The 14,790-nt window shown below is 67.6% G+C and carries 12 protein-coding genes; 4 read left to right on the plus strand and 8 right to left on the minus strand.

What is annotated here, in order from left to right; genetic code table 11:
• Window positions 1-204 precede the first annotated feature (204 nt).
• Window positions 205-1,884: a lactate permease LctP family transporter gene (locus AB0M15_RS13205; protein WP_363817171.1), complete on the plus strand. Its 1,680-nt coding sequence runs from the start codon at window positions 205-207 to the stop codon at window positions 1,882-1,884.
• On the opposite strand, the gene AB0M15_RS13210 is transcribed toward AB0M15_RS13205, so the two are convergent.
• The gene (locus AB0M15_RS13210; protein ID WP_363817173.1) at window positions 1,878-3,317 is read right to left on the minus strand and encodes a DHA2 family efflux MFS transporter permease subunit; all 1,440 of its coding nucleotides are present in this window, start codon (window positions 3,315-3,317) and stop codon (window positions 1,878-1,880) included. The two genes, AB0M15_RS13205 and AB0M15_RS13210, sit on opposite strands and share 7 nt — an antisense overlap.
• 109 nt (window positions 3,318-3,426) lie before the next feature.
• Between AB0M15_RS13210 and AB0M15_RS13215 the strand changes: the two genes are divergently transcribed.
• A complete protein-coding gene (locus AB0M15_RS13215; protein WP_363817175.1) occupies window positions 3,427-4,131 on the plus strand; it encodes a TetR/AcrR family transcriptional regulator in 705 nt (234 codons plus the stop codon).
• Here the strand turns inward: AB0M15_RS13215 and AB0M15_RS13220 are convergent.
• Window positions 4,114-4,929, minus strand: coding sequence for a MerR family transcriptional regulator (locus tag AB0M15_RS13220; RefSeq protein WP_363817177.1), 816 nt, complete (start codon window positions 4,927-4,929; stop codon window positions 4,114-4,116). The genes AB0M15_RS13215 and AB0M15_RS13220 overlap by 18 nt on opposite strands.
• Window positions 4,930-4,937: 8 nt before the next feature.
• Window positions 4,938-6,242: an amidase family protein gene (locus tag AB0M15_RS13225; RefSeq protein ID WP_363817179.1), complete on the minus strand. Its 1,305-nt coding sequence runs from the start codon at window positions 6,240-6,242 to the stop codon at window positions 4,938-4,940.
• 209 nt (window positions 6,243-6,451) lie between these two features.
• On the opposite strand from AB0M15_RS13225, the gene AB0M15_RS13230 reads away from it, so the two are divergent.
• Complete coding sequence (locus AB0M15_RS13230; RefSeq protein WP_363817181.1) at window positions 6,452-8,737, plus strand: helicase; 2,286 nt, start codon at window positions 6,452-6,454, stop codon at window positions 8,735-8,737.
• On the opposite strand, the gene AB0M15_RS13235 is transcribed toward AB0M15_RS13230, so the two are convergent.
• The 5 genes from AB0M15_RS13235 to AB0M15_RS13255 form a co-directional block, all read right to left on the minus strand.
• On the minus strand, window positions 8,658-9,185 hold the full coding sequence (locus AB0M15_RS13235; RefSeq protein WP_363817183.1) for a TIGR04222 domain-containing membrane protein: 528 nt from the start codon (window positions 9,183-9,185) through the stop codon (window positions 8,658-8,660). The genes AB0M15_RS13230 and AB0M15_RS13235 overlap by 80 nt on opposite strands.
• A gap of 123 nt (window positions 9,186-9,308) precedes the next feature.
• Window positions 9,309-10,484 (minus strand): M20 family metallopeptidase, encoded by a 1,176-nt coding sequence (locus AB0M15_RS13240; RefSeq protein WP_363817185.1) that lies wholly within the window; start codon window positions 10,482-10,484, stop codon window positions 9,309-9,311.
• A gap of 57 nt (window positions 10,485-10,541) precedes the next feature.
• Window positions 10,542-11,240, minus strand: coding sequence for a hypothetical protein (locus AB0M15_RS13245; RefSeq protein ID WP_363817187.1), 699 nt, complete (start codon window positions 11,238-11,240; stop codon window positions 10,542-10,544).
• Window positions 11,241-11,373: 133 nt separating this feature from the next.
• Entirely contained in the window at window positions 11,374-12,312 is a 939-nt protein-coding gene (locus AB0M15_RS13250; protein WP_363817189.1) for an NAD(P)-dependent oxidoreductase, read from the minus strand.
• Window positions 12,313-12,401: 89 nt separating this feature from the next.
• Window positions 12,402-13,799, minus strand: a complete 1,398-nt coding sequence (locus tag AB0M15_RS13255) for a serine hydrolase (RefSeq protein WP_363817191.1) — start codon at window positions 13,797-13,799, stop codon at window positions 12,402-12,404.
• Between the two features lie 37 nt (window positions 13,800-13,836).
• Between AB0M15_RS13255 and AB0M15_RS13260 the strand changes: the two genes are divergently transcribed.
• A complete protein-coding gene (locus AB0M15_RS13260; protein ID WP_363817193.1) occupies window positions 13,837-14,727 on the plus strand; it encodes a diacylglycerol kinase family protein in 891 nt (296 codons plus the stop codon).
• The last annotated feature ends 63 nt before the right edge of the window (window positions 14,728-14,790 follow it).

A 14,790-nucleotide genomic window follows, 5' to 3' on the forward strand; every position in this document is an offset into this window, starting at 1 on the left:
CTCACCGGTACCTCGGTGCGCGGGGCTTCGGCATGCCCGGGAACAGTGATTTCCGGCCCTGTGGCGGACCTCCGATGAGCCGAGTTCCATCCGGAGTGTGACGTGTGTAAGCGCTTGCCCAAAACTCTTCCCGGCCGGAGATACAGGGTGTTAGCGTCCCCTCGCTTGGTGTGACTTGCGCCATACCTACCTGGGGAGAATGACATGGGTTGGATCCAGGACTATCAACCGGCCGGCCCGCTGTGGCTCTCCGCACTGATGGCCGCCTTACCAGTCGTCGTACTGCTCGTCGCGCTCGGAATCGCGCGACTTTCGGCGCCGCTCTCGGCCGCGCTGTCCTTGCTGACAGCGCTGAGCGTGGTGCTGATCGGCTACGGGATGCCGGCCAAGCTGGCCTTCGACTCGGCCGCGATGGGCATCGTGTTTGGGGTCTGGTCGGTGGCGTGGATCGCGTTCCATGCCGTGTACTTCCACAACGTCACCGTGGCGACCGGGCGGTTCGAGCAGATCAAGTCGGTGCTGGCGGGCTTCAGCGAGGACCGAAGGCTGCAGGCGCTGCTGATCGCGTTCGGGTTCGGTGCGCTGCTCGAGGGCATCGCCGGCGGCGGTTCGCCGATCGCGATCACCGCGGCGATGATGGCGGCGCTCGGCTTCCCGCCGATCCGTGCGGTGGTACTGGCGCTGCTGGCCAACACCGCACCGGTGGCCTTCGGCGGACTGGGTAACCCACTGATCGTGCTGGGCCGGCTGACCGCTCCGATCCTCGGCATGAAGCAGGATCAAGCCACCGACCTGTACTCCTCGATGGTCGGCCGGCAGCTTCCGCTGATCGCGTGGATCGTGCCGGCGTTCCTGGTGATCGTGATGGCCGGCTGGAAGCGGATGATCGAGGTCTGGCCCGCCGTACTGACCACCGGCCTGACCTTCGCCGTGATGCAGTACGTGACGTCGAACTTCATCAGCCCCAGCCTCGTCGACGTGATCGCCGCACTGGCCGCGATGGGTTCGCTCTGGTTGCTCACCCGCTTCTGGCAACCACCGACCATCTGGCGCTTCGACGACGAGACCACCCCGGCCGAACAAAAGGTGGGACTCAGGACCGGCGCACTGTCCGCCTGGATGCCGTACGTCATCTTGATCGTCGCGATCTTCGCGTCGCGGATCGGCTCCATCATCAAGAACCTGCCGACCTGGCTCGACCTGAGCGCCTTGCTGCACCGCGCCGACTGGAAGGTCCCCTGGCCTGGCCTGCACAACGAGGTCATCCAGCACGCGCCGATCACCGCCAAAGACGCCCCGTACGCCGCTACGATCACCATCGACTGGCTGTTCTCCCCAGGCACGATCGCCCTCATCGCGGCCCTGATCGCGGGATTCGCCATGGGCGCCAAACCGGGACTGCTGGTCGCCACCTACCGCAAGACCCTCCACCAAATGCGCTGGGCCCTGCTGACGATCTTCATGATTCTCGGCATCGCATTCGTCATGAACTACTCCGGCGCCACCCAAACCCTCGGTCTCGCCCTGGCCACCACTGGCGTCCTGTTCCCGCTGTTCTCGGCGTACATCGGCTGGCTAGGCGTCTTCCTCACCGGCTCGGACGCATCAGCCAACAGCTTGTTCGGCCCGATGCAGGTCATCTCGGCCCAGCAACTCCACATCAGCCCCATCCTGGCCGGCGCCACCAACACCGCCGGCGGCGTCATGGCCAAGATGATCTCCCCGCAGAACCTGGCGATCGGAGCCACCGCGATCGGTCAGAGCGGCAAAGAAGGCCAACTGCTCAGGATGACGTTCTGGTGGTCGCTCATCCTGGCCTTCGTGGTCGGCGTGATCGCGTTGCTGCAGGCAACGGTTTTCACGTGGATGATCCCAGGTCAGTGAGCTTCGGCACCTTCGCGCGCCCGCCGGGGGAGCGCGAAGGTGACCAGCAGGCTGACCACGAACAGGCCGACGGCGACCAGGGTGGCCGACTTGGTGGCACCGAGGAACTGGTGAGCCGGCAGCAGCTGGAAGAAGATCGTGCCGATCACCGCGACACCGATTGCCCCGCCGTACTGCTGCATGGCAGTCAGTACGCCGGAAGCCGACCCGGCCGCCTGGTCGTCGATCGAGGCCAGGATGATGTCGAACAGCGGGGCGAACACCATGCCCGCGCCGATCCCCGTCGCCAGCGTGGCCGGTACCAGGTTCCAGATCGTCGTCGCGTCGCCCTGGGTGTGCAGGGTGTACCAGACCCCGAGCATCGCCAGCGTCATCACCACGATGCCCAGCTGCAGCGCGGTCCGGCCCAGCCGGGGAGCGAGCAGCCCGCCGGACAGCGGCGCGCCGATCGCGATCCCGAGCGAGAACGGCACCATCGCGAGGCCGGCCTTCAGCGGGCTGTAGTGCAGCCCGAGCTGGGTGAACAGGTTGAAGACCAGCATGAAGCCGGACATCGCGAGGAAGAACGTGGAGATCACACCGAGGCCGGCGACGTACCCACGATTGCGGAAGAGCGACGGGTCGATGACCGGGCTGCCGGACCGGCGCTCACGCCAGCCGAACAGCGCGAACACCGCCACCGACGAGACCAGCATCGCGATCGACCAGGCCGGCCAGCCGAGCTCGCGGCCCTGCACCAGCGGGTAGACCAGCAGTCCGGAAGCAAGGCTGACCAGAAGCACGCCGAGCAGATCCAGCCGAGAGGCGCCGGGGGTCTTCAGCTCGGGCATGTAGCGCAGCGCGCCGAACAGGGCCAGGGCGCCGATCGGGACGTTGATGAAGAAGATCATCCGCCATCCGGCGTCGAACCAGTTCGCGTCGATCAGTACTCCGGCGATGATCGGGCCGGCCACCGCCGACAGTCCCATCACCGGACCGAACAGGCTGAACGCCTTGCCGATCTCGGCCGGTGGGAAGACCGACTTCAGGATCGCGAAGCCCTGCGGGATCATCACCGCGCCCAGCAGTCCCTGCGCGATCCGGCTGCCGATCAGCATCTCCGGTGAGGTGGCGAGCCCGCAGAGCGCCGAGGTGAGGGTGAAACCGGCCGCGCCGATCAGGAACAGCCGGCGCCGGCCGACCAGGTCGCCGAGCCGGCCGAAGGTGACCAGCCCGATCGCGAAGGCGAGCGTGTAGCCGGCCAGCATCCACTGCATCGCCGCCTCGGAGCCGCCGAGCTCGGCCCGGATCGACGGGGCTGCGATGTTCACGATGGTGGCGTCGACCAGGTCCATGATCTCGGCGACCAGCACGGTCCCGAGCACGATCCAGCGCCACTTGTACGCCGGGGAGGTGGCCGGCGCGGCCGGTTCGGTCAGGGTTTGGGTGCTCATCGGTGGCGCCCCTTCCAGAAGTCGATTGTCGAACGGTGTTCGCTCACGAACACTGTTCTACGCGCGTACAGTGTTCGTGTCAAGTACGGTGTTCGCTACAGTGGTCTCCATGAACCAGTCGCCGTGGCAACCCATCAGCCCCGAGAAGCCGGCCCGGCCGGTCCGCGAGCCGCTCAGCCGGGACCGGATCGTCGACGCGGCGATGAGCGTGCTGCTCGACCAGGGCTACGAGGCGGTCTCGATGCGCAAGGTCGCCCAGGTGCTGAACACCGGGCCGGCCTCGCTGTACGCGCATGTGGCGAACAAGAAGGAGCTCGACCAGCTGATGCTCGAGCGGGCGGCGGAGGGGCTCGAGCTCGAAGAGCCCGATCCGGAGCGCTGGCAGGAGCAGCTGAAGGACTCGATGCGCCAGATGCTGAAGATGATGCGCGCCTATCCGGGGGTCGCGCGGGCGGCGATCGGTCAGGTGCCGCTCGGTGAGCGCGCGTTGCAGAGCAGTGAGAACATGCTCGGCATCCTCAAGGCGGGCAAGCTGCCGGATCAGGTCGCGGCCTTCGCGGTCGACCTGATCCCGCTGTTCGTCACCGCGACGGCCTTCGAGGAGAGCGTCCAGCGTGCCGACGAGTGGAGCGAGGCGGACGTGGCTGAGTTCGTCGGGGGACTGCGCCGGTTCTTCGACGGGCTGCCGCCGGAGAAGTTTCCGATGATGGTCGCGCTGGCCGGGGCGCTCACGTCGGGTGCCGGGGGCGATGAGCGGTTCGAGTTCGGCGTACAGGTGATCGTGGCCGGGCTGGCCTCACTCGCTGAGAAGTAGAGGCTCCTGTAGCTCGGTCACCCAGGCCGCGGGGTTGTCGGGGCAGTCCAGGTAGAGCTCGCGGGACGGGCTGCCGGAGCGGTGACCATTGTCATCGATCCAGCGGGCCAAGGCCTGCCAGGACGGCAGTACTTCGTCGATGCGTCCGCGATGGACGAGTGTCGCGGCGCGGGTGGCGGGTAGGTCGACGACAGTCAGGCCGTTGAGTTCGGCATCGGAGTCGACTGCGGCCGGTACTGCGGCGTGCACGATCACCTCGTCGCCGGACGCCTCGTAATAGCAGGTCAACCGCCCGGCGGGCCGGACTCCGGTTGCCTCGGGCAACCGTCGCCCGAGCTCGGCGCAGAGCGGATTGACGACGGGCCCGATGTCGTCGGGCGTGAAGCTGGCGGCGGTACTGGTGAGCTCCACGAATCTGGCCGCGGGGAGGTCTTTCAGAACCACGGCCGGCACGTCGTCGCCTTGCTCGATACTGCGCAGGCGCGACTCGACCTGGGTCAGTCGCGCTGCGCTCTCGGCCACGGCGGACTCGAGCTCGGCCCGGCGCAACGACAACATGGCCCGTACTTCCACCAGGCTGATCTCGTCGGCGAGCATCGTTCGAACCTGCTCGAGCGTGAAGCCCAGATCCTTCAGTGCGACGATCCGGTTGAGGTCGGCGAGCTGCGCGGCGTCGTAGTTGCGGTAGCCGGTGGCCTCGTCGACGTGAGCCGGCCGGAGCAGTCCGATGGCGTCGTAGTGCCGCAGCATCCGGACCGACACCCGGCCGTGCCTGGCGAAATCCCCGATCGCGAACATGGTCCGAGTTAATCAGCCGCGAGTTCGGCAAAGGTGATCGCCGTGTCGTCCTCATGGAACGCGCTGATCACCTGAGCCCCGACGGGCAGGCCGGAAGTGGGAATCGGCATGCTGACCGCGGGCAGGCCGGTCAGCGAGGCGTGCGAGATCCAGAAGACCTGGGCGTCGTACGGGCGGCCGTCGATCGTCCGCTCCTCGAAGGGACGGTCGTCGTGTGGGAAGGCGGTTGTGAAGCTGGTCGGGCAGAGGAAGACGTCAATGTCCTCGAAGTACCTCTGCCAGGCGGCTCGGGTGGCCATCCGCCGTTGTTCTTCTTGGATGACCTGAGCGAGCGGGGCGAAGTCGGCGTCCTCGCCGTACATCGCGAAGAACAGCCCGATCTGGAAGCCGAACGCCTCGGCCTGGGCCGTTGGGTCGACGGCTTCCGGCCAGCCCTCGACGATCTTGACGCCTTGGCTCGCGAGTGTGTCGAGCTGGTCGGAGAGCGCCTTGCCGACCTCGTCGATGACGGGGGCGTCGGGGTGGTCGAGGACTACGCCTACGCGGTAGTCGGCCAGCTTTCGGTGGCGGGGCGGTTCGAGGTGCCAGGACATTGCTTTGCCGGTCGGGCCGCCGGTGACTTCGAGGGCGGTGCGCAGGTCGGCGGCTGAGTTTGCGAGTGGGCCGAGGCTAGAGGGGTTGGGGAACTCGGTGGCGGGGGCGGGAGGGCCTGGAGGCTGGAAGCCGTTCAGCGGTACTACGCCCGCGGTGGGCTTGAGGCCGTAGACACCGCAATACGCCGCGGGGAGGCGGATGGAGCCGACCAGGTCGGAGCCGTATTCCAGGTACGTGAGGCCGGCGGCCAGTGCGGCGGCTCCACCTCCGCTGGAGCCTCCCGGCGTACGGGTGGGGTCGTGGGGGTTGTTGGTACGGCCGTAGAGCTCGTTCTGGGTCTGGCCGAAGTCGCCGAGCATGGTGTGGACGTTGCTCTTGCCGACGATGATCGCGCCGGCCCTGGTCAGCCGCTCGACCAGAGGTGCCGACGAGGTGGGGACGTAGTCGGCGAATGCCGGGTTGCCCCAGGTCGTGTGCAGGCCGGCGACTTCGATCGCGTCCTTCACGGTCATCGGTACGCCGTGCAGCGGACCGCGAGCTGCTGCCTTGTCGGCGGCGGTGGCTGCTGCCAGCGCGTACTCGGGACGGGTCTCGATGATCGCGTTGACGGTGGTGTCGGCGGCGATGCGGGCCAGCAGGTCTTCGGTGAGTTCGCGGGAGGAGGCCTGGCCGGCGCGGATCGCGGCGGCGGCCTCGGTCGCGGTACGGAGTCTGTTCATGGCGTCAGCTCTACGGTCTGACACGGTGTCAGGGTCAAGCGCCCATTGCCAGGAAGGGATTACCCGAGTAGCCTTTTGTCTTTGTGTCTGGACATAAAAAAAGCTCCCTCGGGGGAGCAACTGCTAACAGCTTAACGCATTCGGACGCGGTGTGTCAAAGGGCGAATTCAGGAATGCCTGAAAAGGCAGCAGGGGACCGGGGAGAGCGCATGACGGGTGGAACACGGCAGCACGAGATCGCTGAGGAACAAGAGCAGGTGACGCTGCTCTACGACCGTTTGGACGTACTCCGGGAGCGTGCGGCGGCCGATCTGCGCCGGGTGCTCGGCGAGCAGACGACCGGTACCGATCAGGCCTTGGGTGAACGTGAATCGCTCACCTCGCTCTATTCCCGGCGGCACACCCAGTTGTCCTCGGTCGAGCGTGGATTGTGTTTCGGCCGGGTCGACAACGCCGACGAGAGCCGTTTCCACGTCGGCCGGATCGGATTGTTCGACGACGACTACGAACCATTGCTGATCGACTGGCGCGCACCGGCCGCGCTGGTGTTCTATCGCGCGACCGCGGCCAATCCGCTGGGCGCGACCCGGCGGCGGCACATCCAGTTGCATCACCGGACCGTGGTGGGAGTCGACGACGATCTGCTGGACCTCGATGCGCTGTCGGATCGGAGTTCGCTGACTGGCGAGGCCGCGCTGCTCGCGTCGGTGGCGTCGAACCGGACCGGGCGGATGAAGGAGATCGTCGCAACGATTCAGAGCGAGCAGGACGAGATCGTACGGTCGGGGCTGCCCGGAGTACTGGTTGTGCAGGGTGGTCCGGGGACGGGCAAGACGGTGGTTGCGCTGCATCGGGCGGCGTACCTGCTCTATACGTATCGCGAGCAGCTCTCCGAGAAGGGCGTGCTGGTCGTCGGGCCGAACTCCACCTTCCTGCGCTTCATCGATCAGGTGCTGCCGTCGCTCGGTGAGACCGACGTGATGCTGTCGACTGCTGGCGAGTTGTTCCCTGGGGTCGTCGGTACTGCGGCCGAGCCGGTCGCCGCTACTCGGCTCAAGGGCGATCTCGCGATGGTCGACGTTGTCGCCAGGGCCGTGCGGGACCTCGAGTTGGTGCCGGAGGAGCCGATCGCGATCAAGATCGGTGGGTATCGGCTGCAGCTCAAGCCGGCTGTCGTGCGGAAGCTCGGGGAGCGGGCGCGTCGTCGCGACGATCGGCACAACCAGGCGCGCCGGCATTTCGCGCGTGGGGTGATCGACGAGCTGACGCAGCAGGTCGTGAATCAGGTCGGCGGGCGGTACATGGGGGAGGAGGATGTCGCCGATCTGCGCAAGGAGGTCCGTGAGGACGATCTGGTCCGGTCGGTGATCAGTCAGTTGTGGCCGGAGCTGACACCGGAGCCGGTGGTCGCGCTGTTGCTGTCGTCTCCGGAGCGGTTGGCTTCGGCGGCACCCCACCTGTCCGACTCGGAGCGTTCGCTGTTGCTTCGGCCGCGCGATGCTGACTGGGCGCAGTCGGATGTGCCGTTGCTGGACGAGGTTGCTGAGTTGCTGGGGGAGCCGGAGTCCGCGATACAGGCACGGGCCGCGGTTGCTGCGGCTGAGACTGCGGCGGTACGGGAGAACCTCGAGTACATGAAAACGGTGGTGAAGGAGGAGTTGGAGGCGGGGTCGGACCGGATCACGTTGATGCCGTGGGAGGTCGAGCAGTTCATCGGGCAGGCTGCCAATCGCAACCGGGTCCGCGATCCGCTGGCGACGATCGTCGAGCGGGCTTACGGAGATCGGAGCTGGCAGTTCGCGCATGTGATCGTGGACGAGGCGCAGGAGTTGTCCGCGATGGAGTGGCGGACGTTGATGCGCCGGTGTCCACGGCGGTCGATGACGTTGGTTGGAGATGTCGCGCAGACGGGTTCTGAGGCTGGTACCGGGTCTTGGGCGGAGGTACTGGATCGGTATGCGCCGAAGCGGTGGCGGACCGAGGAGTTGACGGTCAACTACCGGACGCCGGCGCAGATCATGGCGGTTGCCGCGGAGGTGCTGGCGGCGATCAATCCTTCGCTTACTCCGCCTACCTCGGTCCGTGAGACCGGAGCCGCGCCTTGGAGTCGGGCTGTGCCGGCGGCCGCATTCGACGGCGCTCTTGTCGAGGCTGTGTTGGCTGAGCAGGAGGCGGTCGGCGAGGGCCGGCTTGCGGTGATCGTGCCGTCGTCACGGCACGCTGCGTTGACCGGGCTGCTCGCGGGCAAGGTGCCTGGGATCGCTTATGGGCCGGACCCTTCCGTGCTCGACGCGACGACGGTCGTGCTCGATGTGGCGCAGTCGAAGGGGTTGGAGTTCGACGGAGTACTGATCGCCGACCCGGCCGCGATCATCGCCGACTCGAGCAGGGGATTGTCCGACCTGTACGTCGCGGTCACGCGTTCGACGCGGCGCCTCGGCGTACTGGCGTCGGGTGAACTCCCTGCCGTTCTGTCCGGTACGACGGCTCGCTGAGGGTACGCCGGAGCTGCGCGTCCTCGATCGCCTTGGGGCCGAGCACCGCAATCCGGCGAAGCCCCTCGGGCGGGTTGGCCAGCACCTCACGACGTGCCCGCCGACCCGCCCCGGTGAGCCCCGGCCACCACTTGGGCGCCAACCCTCTCGCGGCCAACATGCCCCGCGTCTGCCGGATCGCCCGCGACCCGGCAACCGTTTCCACGATGGCCTTCAAGTCGATCCCACCCACCGTCACCACTTCAAGCACCGCCAGCTCGACCACATCAGCCTCAACCGGCCAGCCCGCTGTGGAAGGCGTCTCGTCCACCCGATACGCCCGCCCGTCCGCACCGAGCTCCAACTGCTCCGACTGACACAGCGCGAGCACAGCCGTCAGCACAGCCCGCCGCGGCCCGCCGCAGAGGTAGGACAACTCGTGCAGCGACAACGCAGTCGCTCTCATCATGGCGCCCCTCCCGTGTCCCGTTGGCCAGTTGGACCTGTTTCGGCGGACGCCGGTTCCCACTTCAGCCTGTGAGTTTGCCCTGGTTCAGATAGCTGAGCCCGCACAGCAGTAGCCACCGAGTTCCTAGCCGAGTAGGCGCAGAGCGGTCAGTACGTACGCCCGAGCAGCAACCACCAGCTCATCGACGCCGACGGACTCGTCGGCTCGGTGGGCTTGGTTGGTTACTGAACCGGGGCCGAGCACGACAACCGGTACGCCGAGGTCGCGCGCAACGAATCCTCCGTCGCAAGCAGCTGTCCAGCCGCCGAGTGGCAGCTGCGGTCCGCCGGCGTCGGCGAGAGCGGCGTCGGTGATGGTGACCAGGTCTGCATCGGCGGGCGTGAGGAACGCGGGCATCTCCATCGGCATCTCGAGCTCCACCGACAGGCCGCGATCCTCGAGCCCGAGCCCAGCTACCCGCGCCTTGAGATCGTCGAGTACACCCTCGGGCGATTCGCCGGGGAGGAGCCGTCGGTCGGCGACGAGTACGCACTCGGCCGGGACGATCGAACCGCCGGTACCACCCTGGATCTGCCCGACGCTCCAGGTCGCTGCGCCGAGCAACGGATGCGGCGACTCAGCCAGCTCCGCGTGCAGCCGCTCGATCTCGGCGACGACAGCGGCCGCGCCGTAGATCGCGTTCGCGCCGTCGGCCGGATTGCCCGCATGGCAGGCCTTCCCGTGGATCTCCACCCGAAGGTACGAGTCACCCCGAGCACCGATGATGGTCTGCAGATCGGTTGGTTCCGCTGTGATGCACCCCGCCCAGGAGTTGGTTGCGGTCTCGACGTACGCGCGGATGCCTTTGCCGGTTTCTTCCTCGTCCATCAGGGCGGCCAGTTCGACCGGGCCGGTGAGGGCGACGCCGCGGAGGGCCGCGAGGGCGGCGAGCGCCGCTGCGAGGCCGCCTTTCATGTCGGAGGCTCCGCGACCGTAGATGCGGCCGTCGATCAGCTCGCCGCCGAAGGGGTCCTTGGTCCAGCCGTCGCCGACCGGTACGACGTCGGTGTGGCCGAGTAGCAGCAGGCCGGGGCCGTTGCCACCGGCAAGCGTGACGCTGACGTTGTCGCGCCCAGGCTCGACCCGGGTGGCGACGACGTCGAGGTCGAGCTCGATCGCGGCCGCGCTCAGCGCAGCGACCGTCGCCGCCTCCTCGCCAGGTGGATTCTGCCCAGCGGCCCGCAGCAGGTTCTGAGTGATCCTGACGAGGAGATGCTCGTCGACGCGATCGAGGACGGACTGTTCGGCGGGAGTGATCATGACGCCAGTTTCGCAGCGGAAGGCCGCGTCCCCCAGGTGGGGACGCGGCCTCCGGATTCACTTGCTGATGGCGGCCGTGGTGAAGTCCCAGATGGTGGTGTTCGTCGGGACGACGGCGCGGTAGTACCGGGTCGCCTTCGGGGTCCAGGTGAAGGCGGCCTGGCCGACCTTGTTGGTGGTGACCTTGCGCAGGTACAGCCACTTCGTGCTGCCGGGCACCTTGTACTGCAGGGTGACGGTCTTCGACGGCCAGCGGACGAACGCGTTGACCTTCGGGTTGTAGTAGCCGACCGTGGCGACCACCGTGGTGGTGCCGCCGACGCGCTTGCCGGAAACCGTTGCCGACGACGCGTACTTCGTGACCGACGGTACCGACTTGAGGACGGCGACGTCGTCGCCTTCGCTGTCCGTGCCGTAGGTGCTGGTCGGGGTCCAGGTGACGGCGCCGATCGGCGACACGAAGGCAGACAGTTCGAGCTGGGCGAAGTGGTCGCCGTTCAGGTACTCCAGTTTCGTCTGCTCCGGGTCGCCGGGTTTGATGCCCTTCCAGTCGGCGTTGTACAGGGTCGACGGGCAGCTGGCGCCGAGGCCGACCGTGTAGACGGTGGTGCGCCTGCGCATGACCAGCTTGGCGGGCACCGCCGGCTTGCACTCGGGCAGCTTCTGCGTGGACGCCGGCGCGGCCTCGGCGGGCGTGCCGAACGCGAGTCCGGAAGCCAGCAGCGCGGTTGCTGCGAGCAACGACTTGTAACGCATGGGTGTATCCCCCTTGAGCGGTGACTTCGGTCTGCTGGAACCGTAAGCAGCCGGCACCGGTCAAGGGGGCAAATCCAGCAGACGCTGCATGTTCGGAAACGCACCCTTGCCCGAACGGGTGGCGGGGCCGGCGTCACAGGCCGTGCCGGAAGCCCTCTCGCCAGCTCGCGTAGCCGGGCTGCCAGCCGAAGGTGTCCTTCGCCTTGCTGTTGTCCGCCCCACGGATCTGGGTGAAGGCCGAGACCGCCACCTCACCGGCCGCCAGCTTGGCCAGCCACGCCGGGATGTGCCGGGGCGGCTTCGCTCCGAGGATGCGGGCGAGCTCAGGCAGCCAGACCGCCGCGGAGGCCGGGTCGTCGTCGGCGATCTGGTAGATGCCAGGGTCGCCCATCGTGACTGCGCGGACGGTTGCGTCGGCCGCGTCGTCGTAGTGGATGAAGGACCAGATGCCCGAGCCGTCGCCGATCAGCGGCAGCTTGCGGGCCCGAATCAGCTCGACCAGCTCGCCACCCTTGCCGATCGCACCGGTCGGGCCGTAGAAGTTCGCGTACCGGAGTACGAGACCCTCGAGGGCCTGATCGCCGGTGACGGCCGCTTCGAGGTGGCGGATGCCGGCCATCGTCTGACTGGTCGCGGCGACCGGATCGGCGTCCAGCGGGTCGCTCTCGGTCTTGGTCGGTGAGCCACTGCGCTGCAGGTTCCAGCCGGCGTAGCTCTGGACGATGAACCGCCGTACGCCGGCCGCGTGCGAGGCCGCGAGCAGGTTGTCCGTGCCCTCGGTCCGCAGCCGGTTCGTCAGCGCGAAGCTCTCGTCGAACTTCCTGAAGTCGATCCCGGACTTCAGCGCCGTCATCTGGTGCACGACCACCTCAGGCTGCACGGACCCGACCGCTGCCTTCACTGCGGCAGCATCCAGCCCATCCGCCAGTACCACCTGAGCACCCTGCGCCCGGACGCCGGCCGCGCCCGACTCGGACCGGATCATCCCGGTCACCTCGTGCCCCGCCGCGATCAGCTTCGGCACCAGCGAACGTCCGAGTCCGCCGGTCGCGCCTGCCACCAAGACCTTCATGTCATCCTCCGTCTCAGACGCCATCTCACTGTCTACGACCCAGGGACACGGCGGGCGGCGGGGTTGTGACTATGAGCCGCGTCACGTCCTCAGCGCGAGCGCAGCGTCAGCTCCGGCGGCCAGAACGAGACGTTGAAGCGCAGATCGATCTGCAATGCGTCGCCGTCGACCCGGCAGCGCATCGTGACGACATATGGCGTCTCGAGGTAGCGGACGATCGCGACGAAGGTGTCGCCGTCGCCGTAGGCACTGGTGACCAGCCGTTGCGGGGTGTCCTGCAGCTTGTCGACATCCTCCCGCCACGGCCCGGGAGCGAAGCTCAGCTCCTGCGTCCTGCCCGCCGTCACCTGCGCCTCGTCCGCCAGCGAGCCGGGCACGAGGGTGAAGGTGCCGGTGCCATCCGTGTCGAGCCGGACCGCGGCGATCCCCATCGGGTTGGCGTCGAACTCGTACGTCCGCCCGTTGCCGCTCGGAGTAGGACCGGTCGGCGGCAGCAGCTCCAGCCGCGGCGGTCGCGCAGTACCGTCGCCTGCCTCGCCCTGCAGAGCAGGCAGCAGGTGCTCCCAGACGATGTCCATGACGGCCTGCATGTCCGGCGAGGCGCCGGTGATGACGAGCGTCGTGTCGTGCTCGGGGAAGACCAGGCAGTACTGACCGAAGGCGCCGTCGCCGCGGTACGCGTTGTTGCGGGCGCGCCAGAACTGGTAGCCGTAGCCCTGCCGCCAGTCCGGGTTGGTCTCGATGGAGTTGTCGACCTGCTTCTTCGTCGCCTCGTCGATCCAGGCGGCCGGGAGAATCTGCTTGCCGTCCCACTCGCCGCGCTGCAGTAGGAACTGGCTGAACCGCGCCAGCGACTCGGTGTTGATGCTCAGCCCCCAGCCGCCCAGCGTGACGCCCTCCTTCGACGTCGGCCAGGTCGCCTCGTCGATGCCGAGCGGCTCGAACAGCCTCGGCCGCAGGTAGTCCAGCAGCGTCTCACCCGCGACCTTCCCCACGATCGCGGACAGCATGTAGGTCGCGCCGGTGTTGTAGACGAACGGGGCGCCCGGTGCGTGGGCGACTTCCAGGCCGAGGAAGGTGCGGATCATCCGCTCGTCCCGGCCGAGCGCCTCGATGGTGTCCTGGGCATGACCGGTCGACATCGTGAGCAGGTGCCGGATCTCCATCGCGGCCAGGTTGTCGCTGATCTCATCGGGTAGCTCGCCGGCGCCGAAGAACGACACCACCTTGTCGTCGATCGAGAGCTTGCCGTCGGCGACGAGCAGGCCGATACCCATCGAGGTGAAGCTCTTCGAGATCGAGAACAGCAGGTGTGGGTCCTCGATCCGGTACGGCGCCCAGGCCTCCTCGAGCACGACCTGGCCGTGCCTCAGCAGGATCAGCGTTTGGATCTCCTGCGCGGACGTGTCGAGCGCGCTGACGAAGGCGTCCAGCGCGGTGGCGGATAGACCCTGGGCTTCTGGGGTACTCCGTGGAAGGCTGCTCACCCGAGCAAGCTAACCCGTTGAACGGACAAAAAGCACAGTGATATCCACAGCTGCCGTGATCCTCAACCCGATCAAGGTCCCGGACGGGTTCCAGAGCAAGGTCGGGACGGCGCTCGCGGAGCGCGGAGTCACCGACCCGATGTGGCTGGAGACGACCGAGGACGACCCCGGCTCGTCGATGGCGCGGAAGGCGATCGACGAGGGCGTCGACCTGGTCGTGGTGGCCGGCGGCGACGGGACCGTCCGGGTCGTCTGTGCGGAGCTGGCCGGGACGGACATCCCGGTCGCGGTACTTCCCGCAGGTACCGGCAACCTGCTCGCCCGCAATCTCGGCATCTCCCTCGACCTCGACGAGGCTCTCGGCCAGCTTCTGGACGGCAGCGAACAGCGCATCGACAGCGTCACGGTCAAGGGCGACCGACTCGACGAGGACCGCTTCGTCGTGATGGCCGGCCTCGGGCTGGACGCCGCGATCATCGCCGACGCCCCCGACGGTCTGAAGAAGCACGTCGGCTGGGCGGCGTACGTGGTCTCGACCGTGAAGAACCTCAACCACCCGTTCATCCGGGTGGAGATCACCATCGACGACCGGCCGCCGGTACGCCGCCGGGCCCGGACCGTCGTGATCGGCAACGTCGGCACCCTGCAGGCCAACATCCCGCTGCTGCCCGACGCCGAGCCCGACGACGGCAAGATCGATCTCGTCGTCCTGGCGCCGCGCCGCGTCAGTCACTGGCCCCGGCTGGCCCTGAGCCTGGTCGTCAAGCGCATCCAGGAAGGCCGCCACATCGAACGCTTCACCGGCGAGACGATCCAGGTGAAGGCCTCGACCACCGTTCGCCGCGAGCTCGACGGCGACCAGATCTCCAACGGCAGCATCCTCACCGCGAAGGTCGACCCCAAGGCGCTGCTGGTGAAGGTGCCCTGAGCCGTCGACCTGTTCCATGCTGATGGAACACCTGGTTCCGGACCAGTGACAGGCACCACCATC

Origin of the sequence: Kribbella sp. NPDC051718 (assembly GCF_040681515.1) — a bacterium.
Classification (GTDB): Bacteria; Actinomycetota; Actinomycetes; order Propionibacteriales; family Kribbellaceae; genus Kribbella.

Coding starts and splice junctions, on each gene's coding strand:
- AB0M15_RS13205 (WP_363817171.1), top strand. CDS start 205: ATGGGTTGGATCCAGGACTATCAACCGGCCGGCCCGCTGTGGCTCTCC.
- AB0M15_RS13225 (WP_363817179.1), bottom strand. CDS start 6,242: ATGAACAGACTCCGTACCGCGACCGAGGCCGCCGCCGCGATCCGCGCC.
- AB0M15_RS13230 (WP_363817181.1), top strand. CDS start 6,452: ATGACGGGTGGAACACGGCAGCACGAGATCGCTGAGGAACAAGAGCAG.
- AB0M15_RS13240 (WP_363817185.1), bottom strand. CDS start 10,484: ATGATCACTCCCGCCGAACAGTCCGTCCTCGATCGCGTCGACGAGCAT.
- AB0M15_RS13245 (WP_363817187.1), bottom strand. CDS start 11,240: ATGCGTTACAAGTCGTTGCTCGCAGCAACCGCGCTGCTGGCTTCCGGA.
- AB0M15_RS13220 (WP_363817177.1), bottom strand. CDS start 4,929: ATGTTCGCGATCGGGGATTTCGCCAGGCACGGCCGGGTGTCGGTCCGG.
- AB0M15_RS13250 (WP_363817189.1), bottom strand. CDS start 12,312: ATGAAGGTCTTGGTGGCAGGCGCGACCGGCGGACTCGGACGTTCGCTG.
- AB0M15_RS13210 (WP_363817173.1), bottom strand. CDS start 3,317: ATGAGCACCCAAACCCTGACCGAACCGGCCGCGCCGGCCACCTCCCCG.
- AB0M15_RS13215 (WP_363817175.1), top strand. CDS start 3,427: ATGAACCAGTCGCCGTGGCAACCCATCAGCCCCGAGAAGCCGGCCCGG.
- AB0M15_RS13235 (WP_363817183.1), bottom strand. CDS start 9,185: ATGATGAGAGCGACTGCGTTGTCGCTGCACGAGTTGTCCTACCTCTGC.